20 protein-coding genes are annotated in these 15072 nt (G+C 71.3%); 13 read left to right on the top strand and 7 right to left on the bottom strand.

Features of this window, described 5'->3' with window-relative positions:
- Positions 1-2: 2 nt before the first annotated feature.
- A complete protein-coding gene (locus ACQYVW_RS10235) occupies positions 3-863 on the bottom strand; it encodes a type II toxin-antitoxin system RelE/ParE family toxin (protein ID WP_434946937.1) in 861 nt (286 codons plus the stop codon).
- Positions 864-1025: 162 nt separating this feature from the next.
- On the opposite strand from ACQYVW_RS10235, the gene ACQYVW_RS10230 reads away from it, so the two are divergent.
- Entirely contained in the window at positions 1026-2339 is a 1314-nt protein-coding gene (locus tag ACQYVW_RS10230) for a glycoside hydrolase family 2 TIM barrel-domain containing protein (protein ID WP_434946936.1), read from the top strand.
- Positions 2340-2446: 107 nt separating this feature from the next.
- Complete coding sequence (locus ACQYVW_RS10225) at positions 2447-2638, top strand: hypothetical protein (protein WP_434946935.1); 192 nt, start codon at positions 2447-2449, stop codon at positions 2636-2638.
- Positions 2639-2650: 12 nt separating this feature from the next.
- Here the strand turns inward: ACQYVW_RS10225 and ACQYVW_RS10220 are convergent, their stop codons facing one another.
- The gene (locus ACQYVW_RS10220; protein WP_434946934.1) at positions 2651-2902 is read right to left on the bottom strand and encodes a hypothetical protein; all 252 of its coding nucleotides are present in this window, start codon (positions 2900-2902) and stop codon (positions 2651-2653) included.
- A gap of 171 nt (positions 2903-3073) precedes the next feature.
- Between ACQYVW_RS10220 and dbpA the strand changes: the two genes are divergently transcribed.
- Entirely contained in the window at positions 3074-4456 is a 1383-nt protein-coding gene (gene dbpA / locus ACQYVW_RS10215) for an ATP-dependent RNA helicase DbpA (RefSeq protein WP_434946933.1), read from the top strand.
- Between the two features lie 25 nt (positions 4457-4481).
- Here the strand turns inward: dbpA and ACQYVW_RS10210 are convergent, their stop codons facing one another.
- The gene (locus tag ACQYVW_RS10210) at positions 4482-4880 is read right to left on the bottom strand and encodes a DUF6968 family protein (protein WP_434946932.1); all 399 of its coding nucleotides are present in this window, start codon (positions 4878-4880) and stop codon (positions 4482-4484) included.
- 181 nt (positions 4881-5061) lie between these two features.
- Positions 5062-5514 (bottom strand): hypothetical protein, encoded by a 453-nt coding sequence (locus tag ACQYVW_RS10205; RefSeq protein ID WP_434946930.1) that lies wholly within the window; start codon positions 5512-5514, stop codon positions 5062-5064.
- Between the two features lie 200 nt (positions 5515-5714).
- On the opposite strand from ACQYVW_RS10205, the gene ACQYVW_RS10200 reads away from it, so the two are divergent.
- The 4 genes from ACQYVW_RS10200 to ACQYVW_RS10185 all read left to right on the top strand — a co-directional run bounded on the left by ACQYVW_RS10200 (position 5715) and on the right by ACQYVW_RS10185 (position 7647).
- On the top strand, positions 5715-5993 hold the full coding sequence (locus ACQYVW_RS10200) for a hypothetical protein (protein WP_434946929.1): 279 nt from the start codon (positions 5715-5717) through the stop codon (positions 5991-5993).
- A 97-nt stretch (positions 5994-6090) separates the two neighbouring features.
- Entirely contained in the window at positions 6091-6465 is a 375-nt protein-coding gene (locus tag ACQYVW_RS10195; RefSeq protein WP_434946928.1) for a hypothetical protein, read from the top strand.
- A gap of 227 nt (positions 6466-6692) precedes the next feature.
- Positions 6693-7304 (top strand): DUF2242 domain-containing protein, encoded by a 612-nt coding sequence (locus ACQYVW_RS10190; protein ID WP_434935194.1) that lies wholly within the window; start codon positions 6693-6695, stop codon positions 7302-7304.
- 85 nt (positions 7305-7389) lie between these two features.
- Complete coding sequence (locus ACQYVW_RS10185) at positions 7390-7647, top strand: hypothetical protein (RefSeq protein WP_434946927.1); 258 nt, start codon at positions 7390-7392, stop codon at positions 7645-7647.
- A 6-nt stretch (positions 7648-7653) separates the two neighbouring features.
- Here ACQYVW_RS10185 and ACQYVW_RS10180 read toward each other — a convergent pair whose 3' ends face one another.
- Entirely contained in the window at positions 7654-7851 is a 198-nt protein-coding gene (locus ACQYVW_RS10180) for a hypothetical protein (protein ID WP_434946926.1), read from the bottom strand.
- A gap of 118 nt (positions 7852-7969) precedes the next feature.
- Positions 7970-9109 (bottom strand): MFS transporter, encoded by a 1140-nt coding sequence (locus ACQYVW_RS10175; protein ID WP_434946925.1) that lies wholly within the window; start codon positions 9107-9109, stop codon positions 7970-7972.
- A 158-nt stretch (positions 9110-9267) separates the two neighbouring features.
- On the opposite strand from ACQYVW_RS10175, the gene ACQYVW_RS10170 reads away from it, so the two are divergent.
- Positions 9268-10110 carry a polysaccharide deacetylase family protein gene (locus tag ACQYVW_RS10170; RefSeq protein ID WP_434946924.1) on the top strand — a complete coding sequence of 281 codons (843 nt, stop codon included), beginning with the start codon at positions 9268-9270 and terminating at the stop codon, positions 10108-10110.
- Here ACQYVW_RS10170 and ACQYVW_RS10165 read toward each other — a convergent pair.
- Positions 10091-10867 carry a ThuA domain-containing protein gene (locus ACQYVW_RS10165; RefSeq protein ID WP_434946923.1) on the bottom strand — a complete coding sequence of 259 codons (777 nt, stop codon included), beginning with the start codon at positions 10865-10867 and terminating at the stop codon, positions 10091-10093. The two genes, ACQYVW_RS10170 and ACQYVW_RS10165, sit on opposite strands and share 20 nt — an antisense overlap.
- A gap of 89 nt (positions 10868-10956) precedes the next feature.
- Here ACQYVW_RS10165 and ACQYVW_RS10160 point away from each other — a divergent pair, with 89 nt between their 5' ends.
- The 5 genes from ACQYVW_RS10160 to ACQYVW_RS10140 all read left to right on the top strand — a co-directional run bounded on the left by ACQYVW_RS10160 (position 10957) and on the right by ACQYVW_RS10140 (position 15065).
- On the top strand, positions 10957-11328 hold the full coding sequence (locus tag ACQYVW_RS10160; RefSeq protein WP_434946922.1) for a hypothetical protein: 372 nt from the start codon (positions 10957-10959) through the stop codon (positions 11326-11328).
- Positions 11329-11523: 195 nt separating this feature from the next.
- Entirely contained in the window at positions 11524-12642 is a 1119-nt protein-coding gene (locus tag ACQYVW_RS10155; protein WP_434946921.1) for a GGDEF domain-containing protein, read from the top strand.
- A gap of 215 nt (positions 12643-12857) precedes the next feature.
- Complete coding sequence (locus ACQYVW_RS10150) at positions 12858-14180, top strand: serine hydrolase domain-containing protein (protein WP_434946920.1); 1323 nt, start codon at positions 12858-12860, stop codon at positions 14178-14180.
- A gap of 83 nt (positions 14181-14263) precedes the next feature.
- Positions 14264-14713 (top strand): GFA family protein, encoded by a 450-nt coding sequence (locus ACQYVW_RS10145; protein WP_434935210.1) that lies wholly within the window; start codon positions 14264-14266, stop codon positions 14711-14713.
- A gap of 139 nt (positions 14714-14852) precedes the next feature.
- Entirely contained in the window at positions 14853-15065 is a 213-nt protein-coding gene (locus ACQYVW_RS10140; protein WP_434935211.1) for a hypothetical protein, read from the top strand.
- The last annotated feature ends 7 nt before the right edge of the window (positions 15066-15072 follow it).

Below are 15072 nucleotides of genomic sequence, written 5' to 3'. Positions count from 1 at the left end.
CGCTAGCGGTAGGGCCTCGGCCCGCGCCAGACCAGCTCGCCGCGGCGATACACCTGGTGCATGGTGATGACCTGGCGCGCATCGCCAATCGCCTCGAGTTCCGGCGCGTCCGGTGGCAGCAGCCGACAGGGGCCGGACTCGCGTCGCAACGCCGTCTCCAGCGGACAGATCATGTAATCGCGGGTGCCGGGCAGCGGGATGAAGACCTCCGTCATGCCCTGGTCGCGCCATTCGCGCAGGCGGCGTTCGCTGGCCAGGTCGTAGTACACCTGGTAGCCGCCCACTTCCATGCTCGGCTGCGCCGAGGGGCTGTCGCGCCGGCGGCTGCGGTCGTTGTCCGGGCCGCTGGTGGGGCCGGCATGCACCGGTGCGGTCTCGCGGGGCAGCATGCCCGGCGGCTGCCCCCAACGGTGCTGCGGGCGACGCGAGGCCGGCGACGGCGCGGACGGCGGCGCCACGGCCGCCTGCGGGCGCGGCGCTGCGCTCGGCTGTGCAGGGCTGGGGGACGGGCGCTGGGCCTGCGCGGGATCGCTGGCCACAGGCGGCACCGGCGCCTCTGCGAGCGGGACCGGCGTGGACTGCAGCCGCGACGCGGCCGGCGGCGCAGGCGACGCGCGCTCGGGCGAAGCGGGAGCGGCGCGCGTGGGCAGGGGCTGCGGCGGCGTCTCGCCGATGAAGTCGACCAGGGTCACGCTGCCGCCCGAGGCGCCTTGCGGCGTACTGGTGGTGATCGGCGGCGCCAGCAGCGCCAGCAGCAGGCAGGCCAGATGCAGCAGCACGCTCAGAAGCGCGGCGATCCAGGACTGCAGGCGTTCGATCCGGGGCTCGGCCCTGGCATCGGCCAGGCGCGGCGCTTGGCTCATGCCACCGGGGGCGGTTCGGGGAGATGGGCCTTCATGCGGATCTGGGGGACGGCCGGCGGCGCAGCATCGTAACGCGTCGCGCCGCCACCCGCGCGCCGGCGGCGGGCGATGGCGCACAGGCCGTTAACATGCCGGTCTCCCACCGGCTCGAGCGGAGTGAACATGCGTGCAGTGATGGCGTGCCTGCTGGCGCTCGGGTCCTGCCTGGCGACCGTGCAGGCGGACGATGCCCTGCAGCCCGGCCCCTCCGAGGTCCGGGTGGTGCAGCACGACGGCGCCTGGCGCCTGCTGGTGAACGGCCAGCCCTACCAGGTGCGCGGCGCCGGCCTGTCGGGGGGCGATCTCGAGCAGCTTGCGGCGCGCGGAGGCAATTCCTTCCGCACCTGGAGCACCGGCACCGACGAAACACAGGTGCGGGCGATGCTCGATCGCGCGCATCGCGCCGGGCTGACGGTGGCGATGGGCCTGGCCGTGGGCAAGGAGCGGCACGGCTTCGATTACGACGATGCCGACGCGGTGGCGCGGCAACTGCAGCGGCTGCGGCAGGAGGTGCGGTTGTACCGCGACCATCCGGCCGTGCTGATGTGGCTGGTGGGCAACGAGCTGAACCTGGAATCGCGCAACCCGAAGGTCTGGGATGCGGTCGGGCGGATCGCCGACATGATCCACGAGGAGGATCCCCGCCATCCGGTCATGACGCCGCTGGCCGGCTTCGACCGCGCGCTGATCGATCTGATCAAGGCGCGCGCGCCCTCGCTCGACCTGATCGGCGTACAGCTGTACGGCGACCTGGACGCGCTGCCGGAGAAGCTGCGCCAGGCGGACTGGACCGGCCCCTACGTCGTCACCGAATGGGGCCCGACCGGCCATTGGGAGAGTCCGCTCACCGCCTGGGGCGCGCCGCTGGAGGACGATGCCTCGCGCAAGGCCGCGCTGCTCGAGCGCCGCTACCACGACATCATCGCCGCCGATACGCGCCAGTGCCTGGGTTCGTACGTGTTCCTGTGGGGGCAGAAGCAGGAACGCACGCCGACCTGGTACGGGCTGTTCCTGCCAAGCGGCGAGTCCACGCCGGGCGTCGATGCGATGCAGCGGCTCTGGACCGGGCGCTGGCCGGACAATCGTGCGCCCTCGATCGGGCCGGCGACGATCGACGGCAGGCCGGGCGCGGACAGCGTGGTGCTGGCGCCCGGTGGCGTCCACGAGGCGGCAGCGCCGGGCGACGATGCCGATGGCGACCCGCTGCAGTGGCACTGGTACGCGCGCGAGGAAAGTACGGCCACCTCCATCGGCGGCGATCCCGAGGCCGTGCCGGCGCACGTGGACATCCACGCCGAGGTTTCGCCCGACGGGCGGTTGCGCTTCACCGCGCCCAGCGCGCCGGGCCATTACCGGCTGTTCGTGGAGGTTCGCGACGGACAGGGCCATGCGGCCTACGCCAACCTCCCGTTCCGGGTCGAGGGCGGCGCACGCTGAGCCGATGCCGACCGCCGGCCGCGCCGGAAGGTCGCCACGGCGGTTCACGCCTGGCGACGCGGGCGCCGGCTAGGGTGCGGTTTCGTCCGCTTTTCACGGAGAACCGCATGGCGTCCCCACAGCGCGAGATTCCGGGACAGGTCCCGCATCCGGCCCGCGATCCGATTCCGGACCGGCCCACCGACCCGATCCCCGACCGGCCCATCGATCCGGTCCCGGACCGGCCGACGGATCCGGTTCCCGACCGCCCCATCGACCCGGTCCCCGACCAGCCCATCGATCCCACCGTCCCCAGGTAGGCGCGGCCGGCCCTACATCGGCGGCTCGATGACCTCGTCCAGACGGTCGGACGGCACCATGTAGCCGCCCTCCTCGACCGCCGTGCGCACCTCCAGCAGCGCGCCCTCCAGCGCGTCGAGCTCGCCGGCGTCGGCAGCGCCCACCAGCTGGATGCAGCGGTCGTTGAACCATGCCCAGAACTGGCGGAACGTCCTGCCATGCCAGTGGTGGTGGCTGATGCCCTGGTGCAGTTCGCCCACGGCGATGATCAGTTCGTTGCGCATCGCGCGGCCTCGAATGCTTCCCGGAGCGTGGATTGTGGGCCGGAACAGGCCGGGCGTCGCGGCCTGCCTGCGGCGGATGTGCCTGGTCGGTGGCCTTCGGCGGTCCACGCCGCGCGGGGCGCATCGGCCCCCGCGCGGCGCCGGGCCTCCCGCGACCTGCGATCATGGCGCATGAGTACAGCCCCCGCCTTCACCATCCTCGACCTGCCGCCCGCCCTGCTGCTGGGCATCGACGCGCTCGGATACGCGGCGATGACGCCGGTCCAGGCGCAGTCCCTGCCGGTCATCCTCTCGGGCCGGGACGTCATCGCCCAGGCGCCCACCGGCAGTGGCAAGACCGCGGCCTTCGGGCTCGGCCTGCTGTCGCGCGTGGATGCCGCGCGCGTGCAGACTCAGGCCCTGGTGCTGTGTCCCACGCGCGAACTCGCCGACCAGGTCGGCAAGCAGCTGCGCCGGCTGGCGACCGGCATTCCCAACCTCAAGCTCTCGATCCTGTGCGGCGGCATCCCTCTGGGCCCGCAGCTGGCCTCGCTGACCCACGATCCCCACGTGGTGGTCGGCACGCCCGGACGCATCCAGGAACTGGCGAAGAAGAAGGCGCTCCACCTGGGCGGGGTACGCAGCCTGGTGCTGGACGAGGCCGACCGCATGCTCGACATGGGCTTCGAGGAGGCGATCGGCGACATCGTCAGGCGCCTGCCGAAGGAGCGGCAGAGCCTGCTGTTCTCGGCCACGTTCCCCGACGCGATCCGCACCATGGGCAGCGCGATGCTGCGCGACGCGGTTGAGGTCAGCATCGAGGGCGGCAGCCAGCCGGCGACGATCGAGCAGTTGTTCTTCGAGGTCGACCCCACGCGGCGTGCGCCGGCACTGGCGGCCCTGCTGCTGCGCCATCGCCCCGAATCGGCGGTGGTGTTCTGCAACACGCGCGCCGACACCGTCGAGGTGGTCGGCTCGCTGTCGCACTATGGTTTCTCCGCCCTCGCCCTGCACGGGGACATGGAGCAGCGCGATCGCGACGAGGTGCTGGTGCAGTTCGGCAACCGCAGTTGCAGCGTGCTGGTGGCCAGCGACGTGGCCGCGCGCGGCCTGGACGTGGAAGACCTGGGCGCGGTGGTGAACTACGAGTTGCCCACCGACGCCGACACCTATCTGCACCGCATCGGCCGCACCGGGCGCGCGGGCCGCGACGGGCTGGCGCTCAGCCTGTGCGCGCCGCGCGAACTGCCGCGCGCGCGCATGATCGAGGAACGGCAGCGGCAGGCGCTGCGCTGGGAAACGCTGCAGCCGTTGTCTGGCAAGGCGAGCAACGTGCCGGCCGCGGCCATGGCCACCCTGCGCATCGACGCCGGCCGCGGCGACAAGCTGCGCGTGGGGGACATCGTCGGTGCGCTCACCGGCGAAGCCGGCCTGCACAAGGACGCGATCGGCAGGATCGACGTGTTCGCGACCCGCAGCTATGTCGCCATCGGCCGCAAGCACGCGGCACGCGCCCTGTCGGCGCTGCGCGCGGGCAGGATCAAGGGCCGCAGGTTCCGCGTCAGCCCGCTGTAGCACGTCGCCCGGGCACGGTCCCGGCTTAGTCCGCCGGGTCCCGGTCGCGGCGCCGCAACGTCAGAGACGCGCGCACCTGCTCCTGGTCGGGCAGCTGCGTGCGAACGTCGTAGGGGAAGTCGAGGAACTGCAGGCGGACGCCTTCTTCGCCGGCGAGGAGCTCCAGATCGATCCGGACCGACTCCAGCGCCAGCTGCAGCGCCTGGAACGCGTCGATGCCGCATGCATCGTGTACGCGCACCTGCTCGCCCTCCCGCCAGCGCACGGGGCAGCGCCAGTCGGTGCGGGCGACCGTCTCGACATCCTGCACCGGAGCGCCGATCTCGATGTGCAGCGGCGATGGCTGCCCGTGGCGGATCACCGTCATCTCGCGCACGGCGATGGCATGGACGAACGCAGTGGGGATGCGCGGCAGCGTGGACATGCGCACAGGATGCCTGGACGGGTCGCCGATGATGCCAGTGGACGCCACTGCCAGGGCACGGCCGGCGACACGCCCGGCCCCGGCATTCAGCCGCGAAGACGTCGAGGCGCCGGGCGCGCGCCGTCGGCGCGATCATCGCCGCGGCGACATCCGCCCCGTGCCCGCCCCCGCCACGCGCGCACTACTCCGCGGCAGCCGCCGGTCCGGCGGCAGCGGCCACGAGCTCACACAGGTGGTTCATCACCGACTTCTTGCTGGCGATCTGGCCACCGGCGATGGAGAACTGCAGCGACACGTTGACCCCGCCCGCGTCCAGCGGCTTGACGTAGATGCGCAGCGGCGCGCTCGCCCCGCCACCTTCACCGCCCTTCACTGGATTGGCCGCGCGGATGTAGCCGTTCTTCTCCTGCACCGCGAGCACGTGCAGTCCCTGCTCCTCGATCTTGTCGCGGACGCGGTGGAGCGCGGGCAGGTAGGCCACGCCAGCGACATCGGTCTGGGTGGCGTAGGTCTTGCCGCTGCCCCAGGAGCCATCCACGGTGAAGTTCTGCTGGCAGGCCTCGGTCGGCGACGCCCACAGGGGCGCGGCGACCACCAGTGACAGGGCGGCGGAAATGAGTCGTAGGTGCTTCATGCATCGTCCTTTGCGTTGGCGGGAATCCTTCCCTGGGAGCCATGGCGGCCCTGCGCGCGGGAATCCCCGGTCGTCCGCGCGCGGGGCGAGTATAGGCCGGCCGGCGGCAGACACGCGAGCAGCGCGCGCCCGTAGAATCCTGAGCAAGGCGCCACTGCCCTTGGCATTGCGTGGCGGAGCACTTCCCTGGAGACAGCCCGATGCCCGCCGACCCGCCTTACCGTCCCATCAACTGCGATTTCCACGACATCCTCGAAGCCACGGCAACGCGTCGCATCCGCGCGCGCATCGAGTTCGTGCACGAGGGCGGGGGGCACCGGAGCGTCGAGTCGCGCATCGTCGATATCGGCGGCCGCAACGGCGCGGAGTACATGACCCTGGAAACAGGAGAGAGCGTGCGCCTGGACCGGATCGTGTCGGTGGACGGGGTCCGCCTCGCGACGTTTCCTGGCGACGGGTCCACCGCGCCGGACGATTGACGCTCGCGTCGGCGCTGTCCACGGTCGCCAGTGGGCTGCCTGATCCCCTGATTACGTCCGGATCGACGAGCAGGCGGGAGTTCCTGCGCCCGTTTGCATGCGGAAGACCGGCCGTGCGGCCGGTCCTTTCCCGACGCTCTCCTACGACTGCCTGGGACTCGTCTTCTTTGCAGACTTCTTCGTCGCCTTTTTCGGCGCCTTCCTGGTGGCCTTCTTCGTCGCTTTCTTCGTCGCCTTCTTCGTCGCCTTCTTCGTCGCTTTTTTCGTCGCCTTCTTCGTCGCCTTCTTCGTGGCCTTCTTCGTGGCCTTCTTGGTGGCCTTTTTCGCCGCCTTCCGCCCACCCTCCTTGCCGCCACCGTCCTGCTTGTTGACGGTCGCCCAGGCGATGCGCTCGGCGGTGTCGGTGGACCTGCCGCGGGCCTTCTCGCTCTCCTCGATGTGCTCGGCCTGCCGCTTCTGCTTGTCGGTGTAGCTGGACTTGTCTCCGCGTGGCATCGTCTGTCTCCGGTTCCGGCCGTCGCGACTCTGCGGGTCCGGCTGTGAAACCTGCGGCAAGCGACTCGGCGCCACCCACGTCCGCAGCCGCATGCGCAGCGCCGCCCGCCGGTTTCCATCGTTCGGGACCGGCCGTGTTCAGTTGTCCTGCACGGCCGCGTGGCTAGACTCCAGTGTTCCCCCTCCGCCGGACCCGCACCGACGATGCGCCGCTACCGCATGCCCCTGCTCATGGCCTTCGCAGCCCTGGCGCTGGTCGCGTGCGGCAAGGATCGGCTGCGTTCGCAGGCGCCTCCGCTGGGCGAGGTGTTCGGGGCCGAGGACACCTATTCGCGCAGCTATCCCGTGGCCCCCGCCGTGGCCTGCGAGGCCACCCGCCGCGCCTTGCTTGGACAGGGCTACATCATCCGGCGGATGGACGAGGACTCGCTGGAGGCCGCAAAGCACTTCCAGCCCGATTCGGACATCCACACCCAGCTCGACGTGCGCGCCACCTGCGTGCCCCGCGTGGACGGCAGCGCCATCGTCTTCATCAATGCGGTGCAGGAGCGCTACGCGCTCAAGAGCCAGTCGAGCTCGGCCAGCGTCGGCGTGAGCATGATCGGTTCGGTGTCGGTCCCGGTGCCGATCGGCGGCGGCAACGCCAACCTGGTGCGCGTGGGCAGCAATACGGTGCAGAACCAGGAGTTCTATACCCGCCTGTTCGATCGCGTCGGCTTCTATCTCCCCGGCACGCCGGGCAAGCCGGCCGCTCCGGCCGCGCCGCCGCCCGAACCCGAAGGCCCGCCCGACCCCGTGCTGCCGGACGCAGGCTGAGGGCAGGCGCGGCTGCGTCGAACGGGTGGACGAGGGGCAAGACCGCTTCACCTGCCAATGCGCGGGCCTGCGCGATAGTCCTGGCATGACGCTCGAGACCACCCTCTACCTGGTTTACCTGGAGGCCGGCGATGCGAGTCCGGCACCGGACCCCAGCCTGCGGCCACTCGCGCAGAACCTGTACCTGGCCGAATCCACGCGCAACCGGTCCCAGCTCTACCACGCGCTCAAACGTCGCCTGCAGCCACGGCGCCTGCTGGTGGCCGCGCTCGACGGGGATCCCAAATTCAAGGACATGCAGCCCGGCACGCACGCCTGGCTGCGCGCACGGCATGCGCGCTGAGCGCGCTCAGGCCGACGGCGGCGGCGAGGCCGTCAGCAGGCTGACGGTGATGCCCGCCCGGCGCGCGCGCTGCGCACAGGCGCTGGCATAGTCGTTGGCCGCGGCGACGTCGATGAAATAGCCGTCGATGATGCAGTCGCGGGTGACCGCCCAGCCACCCTCGACGTCGGGTTTCACTTCGATCCTGATGCTTGCGGGACTCACCGGCACACCTCTCGCGGATGCTTCCGCCGTTTGCGGGCGGCGCATCGTAGGCGCGGCAATGTCAACGCGCCGTTGCCGATCCAAGAAGAACGGATGACAACGTGCCGCCGGGCACGGATCAGCCGGCGCGGCGCCCGATCCGCGCACCCAGGGTGGCGGCGACCGCCAGCGTGGCCGCCACCAGCAACAGCGCCACGGTGAGCGATGCGCCCTGCGCCACGAAGCCGATCAGGGCCGGGCCGGCCAGCACGCCGGCGTAGCCCAGGGTGGTGACGGCCGGGATCGCCAGGTGTTCGGGCATGCGCCGCTGCTCCCCGGCCAGGGTGAACATCACCGGCACGATGTTGGCGCAGCCCACGCCCAGCAGCGCATAGCCGACCAGGCCGAGCCCCAGGCCTGGCGCCAGCATCGCCAGCGCCAGGCCCGCGGCGCCCAGCCAGCCGCCCGCCAGGACGGTCCACGTGCGCCCTGCCCTGGCCACCACGGAGTCGCCGGCCAGCCGGGTCGCGGTCATGGTGAGGTTGAACACCACGAAGGCCCAGCCGGCGCGTTCCAGTTCGACACCCTTGACCTCGTGCAGGAACACCGCGCTCCAGTCGAGCATCGCGCCTTCGGCCAGGAAGCTGACGAAGCACACCAGGCCGATCCCCAGCACCACGCCGCGCGGCACCGCGAATACCGCCGCCCCGCCCGGCGCACGCTCGCCGCGCCAGGCGCGCGAGGACACGGCCGCCAGCAGCAGCACCACCGCCGAGACCGCCAGCGTCGCCGCGAGCACCGGTGCACCCGCGCCCAGCATCAGCGTCACCGCCACCGCACCGGCGAGGCTGCCGATGCTGTAGTAGGCATGGAAGCCCGACATCATCGGCCGCGCGGCTTCGCGCTCGACCACCACCGCCTGGATGTTCATGGTGCAGTCCATCGCACCCATCGACGCGCCGAGCAGCAGCAGCACGCCGCCCAGCAGCCAGGCATCCGACACGAAGGCCAGCAGCGGCAGCAGCGCCAGCATCAGCAGCGACGAGGCCAGCATCACCCGCCGGCAACCCTGCCGCGCCGCGAGGGCGCCGGCCAGCGGCATCGCCGCCAGCGAGCCCAGGCCCAGGCACAGCAGCACCAGGCCCAGCTGCGCGTCGTCGAGGCCGGCGCGCAGCTTGGCGAAGGGCACGATCGGCGCCCAGGTGGCGATGACGAAGCCGGGGATGAAAAAGGCGGCGCGGGTCGCGCGCTGCTGCGCGCGGCGTGGATCGGAGGACAAGGACGGCACCGGCTGCGGAAAGCGGCACACGATAACCGCGCACGCGACCTTGCGAAACGCCCGCCTGCAGGACAGACCGGGCCCTCGACCGGAACCTGCGCGCATCGCGGCGCGGTCTGCGGCACCATGCGGGCTTCGGCAAAGAAAAGGGGATCGCCATGCGCACTGCACTACGCACCGTCCTGGCCTGCACGACGCTGGCCCTGTCGCTGGCCGCAACGGCGGCCTTCGCATCCGGCCGTCCTGCGTTCGCCTGGCCGCAGGGACAGCGCGCGGCAGTGAGCCTGGCCTATGACGATGCCGTCCCGACGCACCTGGACGTGGCGATCCCGGCGCTCGACCGGCACGGCCTCAAGGGCAGCTTCTACCTCACCCTGGCCGCCGCGCCGGTGCGCGAACGGCTCGAGGCCTGGCGCGCCGCCGCACGCAGCGGCCACGAGCTGGGCAACCACAGCCTGTTCCACCAGTGCTCGGCGCGCGGCCCGGGGCGCGAATGGGTGCAGCCTGCGCAGGACCTGGACACCACCAGCGTGGCGCAGATGCGCGCCCAGCTGGAGGTCGCCAACACGATGCTGCGGGCGATCGACGGCAGCACCGAGTTCACCTTCACCGCGCCCTGCGGCGATCGCATGGCGCGCGATGGCGACTACATCGGCGAGGTGGCCGGGCTGTTCGTGGGCATCAAGCTGGTGGGCGGCACGGTGGTCCCCGACATGTGGACCCTGGACCCGGCGGCGGTGCCGGTCACCGTTCCGGTCGATGCGCGCGGCGCGGATCTCATTGCACTCGTGGAGGAGGCCGGCCGCCTCGGGACGATGGTCAATTTCACCTTCCACGGCATCGGCGGAGACCACCTGTCGGTCAGCCGCGAGGCGCACGACGAACTGCTGGCCTTCCTGGCCGCGCATCGCGACCGCTACTGGACCGACACCTTCCGCAACCAGATGCGCTGGGTGCGCGAACAGCAGGCCCGCGCGCCGCTCAGTCGGACGTCGCGCTGATGCCGCGGCCGGTGGCCGCCCACCACAGGCCGCCGTACAGGTGCTGCAGGTAGGCCGCGTCGTCGTAGGCCGCCGGTGGATGGCCGAGCGCGGTCACGAACACCCGGCCACCGTCGTAGGCGTGGTACCAGGCGACCGGGTGTTCGCGCCCCATGCCGCGGGCGACCTGCCCCGGCCAGATCCGGGTCGGGTCGTAGCTGGACTCGTCCACCGACAGCACGGTACGCAGGCCATCGACCAGCGGCGGGCCGAACTCGTACCACTCGTCGCTCCAGATCCAGCGCGCGGGCAGGCCGAACGTGGCCGGGAAGGACGCGTCCTCGATCCGCACCGTCGCCGTCTGCACCATCGGGTGGATGCGGAACGCGCGCCCGATCATCCGCTCGAACCACGGCCAGTCGCCCGGCGGATTGAAGATCAGCGCGCGATGCACCGCGACAACGCCGCCGCCGGCGCGTACGTAGGCCTCGAGCGCGCCTCGCTGGCCCTGCGCCAGCGCATCGCCGGGCGTGTTGAGCAGCATGATCGCCGCGTACGCCGACAGGTCGCCGTCAAAGGGTGCCGTGTTCCAGCTCCAGTCCAGATCGAAGCCGTGCTGGCGGGCCATCTTCTCCACGCGCGGCTTGGCCACCACGGTGTAGTCGTGGTGGTAGCGGTTGGGCACGGCCAGCACCAGTACGCGGAACTGGCCCTGGGCGAACGCCGGCCAAGCCGGCAACAGCAGCGCGAGCGCCAGCAGCAGAACGATCTTCCTCATGCCCGCATGATAGCCAGCAGCGGCCGCGTCTTCGCGAGGCCTTCGCGCCGGATTGCGATCATGCGGCAGCCCCCACGCCGACACCCCCAATGAGCACCCGCCGCAGGCGTCGCACCGCCAGTTCCTCCGCCCGCCTGCTCGAGTTGGGCATGCTGGCGCCCGCGATCGCCGGTACGCGACTGTCGCGAATCGTGCTGGAGGGCGCCACGCCCTCGGCGCAGGGTCGCAGCGAGCTCTTCGCCATGGTGCTGGAGAAGCAGGTCGCCTTCGCCCAGTCCTGGTCCGCGATCTGGACCGAAACCCTGCGCATGCAGATGCAGTTCGCCACGGCGTGGATGTCGTCCATGCCCACGGCCGCGCAACATGCGCGCATCGCCCATGCCGGACTGCAGCGCATCGCCGACCAAGCGCTGTCGCCGGTCCACCGGAGGGTGGTGGCGAACGCCCGCCGCCTGCGTTAGGGCCGCACCGCGGGCCTTGGCAGCGCGGCAAGCGGGTGGACAGTTCCGGCAAGGACCGGGCAGGCGGGCCGAGATGTCATGCGGCCCCGGTGCGGCACCTGGCCGGATCCCGCCTCCTGCCCCGGTACACTGCGGGTCCGGCTGGAACATCCATGTGCGGTGGCGGTCGAAGAGCGCGGCAGACAGGGGGAGGCGGTGCACGCGGACAAGCTTCATTGGGTCGTCACGCTCAACCGGCGCAACCGGTCGCTGTTTTTCGCGATCGGCCTACTGGTGCTGGGCACGCACCTGGTCTACCTGCAGGCCGGGCCGCTGATGTGGACGCTGCTGGCCCTGCAGCTGCTGGTGTACCCGCAGCTGGTGTACTGGCGCGCCGCGCGTGCCGCCGACCCGTTGCGCGCCGAGCTGCAGAACCTGCTGATCGACGGCCTGCTGCTGGGCGTCTGGATCGCAGTCTGGGGCCTGCCGCTGTGGATCAGCTTCATGCTGTTCGTCGGCGTGTGCCTCAACGTGGTGATCTTCATGGGCATGCCGGGCCTGTGGAAGGGCATGGCGTCGCTGGGCGCCGGCGTGGCGCTGGTGGCGGCGGTGCACGGGCTGGAGTTCCGCCCGCATACCGAACTGCACACCTCGCTGCTGTGCATCGTGCTGCTCACCAGCTACCTGTTGTTCTTCGCCAACGACGCCTATCGCCGCGGCATCAAGCTGCGCGACAGCCGCCAGGAGCTGGGCGAGCGGCTGGCGCAGATCACCCTGCTGCAGTCGCGGCTGCAGGAGCAGGCCGAGCGCGACCCCCTGACCGGGCTGCACAACCGCCGCTTCCTCGACCAGGCGCTGGAACGCGAGCTCGCGAACTGCATGCAATCCGGGTTGCCGTTGACCCTGGTACTGATCGATATCGACCGCTTCAAGCGCATCAACGACACCTATGGGCATCCGGCGGGCGACGAGATGATCCGTCGCCTGGCCGACCTGCTGCGCGAACGCGTGCGCGACGCCGGCCTGATCGCCTGCCGCTATGGCGGCGAGGAGTTCCTGATGATGTTGCCCGGCACGGCGGTGGTCGAGGCCCTGGAGATGGCCGAGGAACTGCGCGCGACCTTCGAGTCCCTGCAGGTGGTTTCGGCCGGACAGGTGATGCGCACCACGCTCTCGATCGGCGTGGCCGGTTGCCCCGAGCACGGCCGCGACGCCCAGCCGCTGGTGCTGCGCGCCGACCAGGCGCTGTACGAGGCCAAGCTGCGCGGCCGCAATCGCGTCGTGCTGGCCAGCGATGCACGCGCGTCCACGCGCGCCCGGCCCACCCCCGCCTGACGCGCGGCCTGCGGCCGGGCGGCCGCCATCCCGCAGCCACGCCGCACGCGTCGGCCGCCTGCTGACCCGCTACGGCGATGCTTGTCGCGAGGAACATCCCAACGATGGTTTCCATCCGCATCGACGCTGCGCTGCAGCGGGAGCCCGCGCACGGCGAAAGGCATACTCGCGCGGCGCTGGCGCCGGCACGTGCGCCGCACCTTCCGGGGACCCACATGAAATTCCATCTGGCGGCCGTGCTCGGCCTGCTGCTGGCCGCCTGCCAGCCCGCCCCGGACGAGGGCGCCACTGCCCCTGCGCCCGTGGCCACCCACGATGCCGATGCCGCGCGATCGATCGTCGATGGCGCACATCTGGACGCGGTGCTGCAGGCCATCGTCGACGAAGGCCGCGCCGTGGGCGTATCGGCCCTGGTGCACGAACGCGGCCGCGAGACCTACTTCGGTGCCTTCGGCATGGCCGACCGCGAAGCCGGCCGGCCGATGGCTCGCGATACGCTGGCCCAGGTCTATTCGATGACCAAGCCGGTCACCGGCGTGGTGCTGATGTCGCTGTACGAGGAAGGCCTGTTCGAACTCGACGCGCCGCTGGCGACCTACCTGCCCGAATACGCCGACGTGCGCGTGCACGCGGGCGAGGATGCGCAGGGCCAAGCGATCCTGGTGGCGCCCGACCGTCCGATCCTGGTGCGCGACATCCTGCGCCACACCGCCGGCTTCGCCGCCTCGTTCGAGGACGATGCCGCCGCGCGCCTGTTCCGCGAATCGGGCGTGGATTCGCGCGACATCACCCTGGCGCAGATGTCCGAGCGCCTGGCCGCGCTGCCGCTCGCCTACCAGCCGGGCACGCGCTGGCTGTACGGCATCTCGGTCGACGTGCAGGCGCGACTGGCCGAGGTGCTGGCCGGCAAGCCCTATGCGCAGCTGGTGCGCGAACGCGTGCTCGAGCCGCTGCGCATGGCCGAGACCGCCTACCACGTGGCGCAGGATCGCCGCGGACGCATGGCCGCGATGTACGAATACGCGGACGGCCGCTTCACCCGCCTGCCCGACTCGCCGGCGCTCGACCACGCCTATCGCACATGGACGCTGGAAGCGCCCGGCGGCTACGGGCTGGTCTCGACCCTGGACGACTTCATGCGCTTCGGCCGCATGCTGCTCGACGGCGGCAGCTTCGATGGCGTGCGCGTGCTGGATGCGCAGACCGTACGGCTGATGGCCACCGACATGCTGCCGGCCGGGATCACCGACCGCTCGTGGCTGCCGGGCAAGGGCCAGGTCGGCTTCGGCATCGACTTCGCCGTGCGCCACTCGCCACCGGCCAGCGCGGAAGAAGCCTCGGGCGCGGTCGGCGAGTTCTTCTGGGATGGCTACGCCAATACCCTGTTCTGGGTGGATCCGGCGCACGACCTCGTCGCGGTGCTGTTCACCCAGTCGATCCCGCCGGGCGGTACCGATCTGCACAAGCGCTTCCGCGACGCGGTCTACCGCGGCGTAGCGGAGGCCTCCGCCGCGGATCGCGGTCCAGCGATGCCCTAGTCGCCCGCGGCGAACCCGCCCGGCCTGTCGATCCGGGCCGCGCTCGCCCGTCGTGGCGGGACATTCCTGCGCAGGAGACCTGCATGATCCAGTCCCGTACGGGCAGCTGCCACTGCGGCCGCATCCGCTTCCGCTGCGAGGTGGACCTCGCGCCCGAGGGCCAGCGCTCGCCCCAGTTACGCCCGGGCACGTGGTACGCCTCGACCCTGCGCTGCAACTGCAGCTATTGCCGCAGGATCCGCATGTGGAAGGCGCACGTGCCGTCGGAAGCGTTCGCCCTGCTCACGGGCGAGGCGGCCCTGGGTCGCTACCGCTTCGGCACCTGCGCGATCGAGCACTGCTTCTGCCCCGACTGCGGGGTCAACACCTTCAGCCGCGCCGACTTCGAGGTGATGGGCGGGGCCTTCGTCTGCGTCAACCTCGCCTGCCTGGACGATGTCGCGCCGGCCGAACTGGCGGCGGCGCCGGTGCGCTACGAGGACGGCGCCGCGGACGACTGGGATTCGACGCCGGCTTTCACCTCGTATCTGTAGCGACCTGGCGCGTCCGGCAGGCGCCGATGCGGAGCGGCGCCCGCGGCGTACGCGGCGCTTAACGCCGCAGGCCTGCTTTCTTCACGGAATTCTCCCGATGCGGCGCTAGCGTTGACGCTCCGTCACAGGAGCACCGTGGATGACACAGACGCTCTATGCACAGGATGAAGCCGGCAACCGCCACAAGGTGATCCAGCGCCTGGAGGCGCCTGAGGGCGGGGGTACCGCTCCCGACCACGGCGCCGCACGCTTCGTGTACACGCTTGCCGACGGCAGCGCGGTGCGGCGCGTGGACAACGACACCTTCCAGATCGTCAGTACCGGCGCCTACATCTCGGCCGTGCAGGACTGAGCGCCGC

Origin of the sequence: Luteimonas campi, assembly GCF_051162505.1 — a bacterium.
Lineage (GTDB): Bacteria > Pseudomonadota > Gammaproteobacteria > Xanthomonadales > Xanthomonadaceae > Luteimonas.
This window is presented reverse-complemented; position numbering and strand designations above follow the sequence as displayed.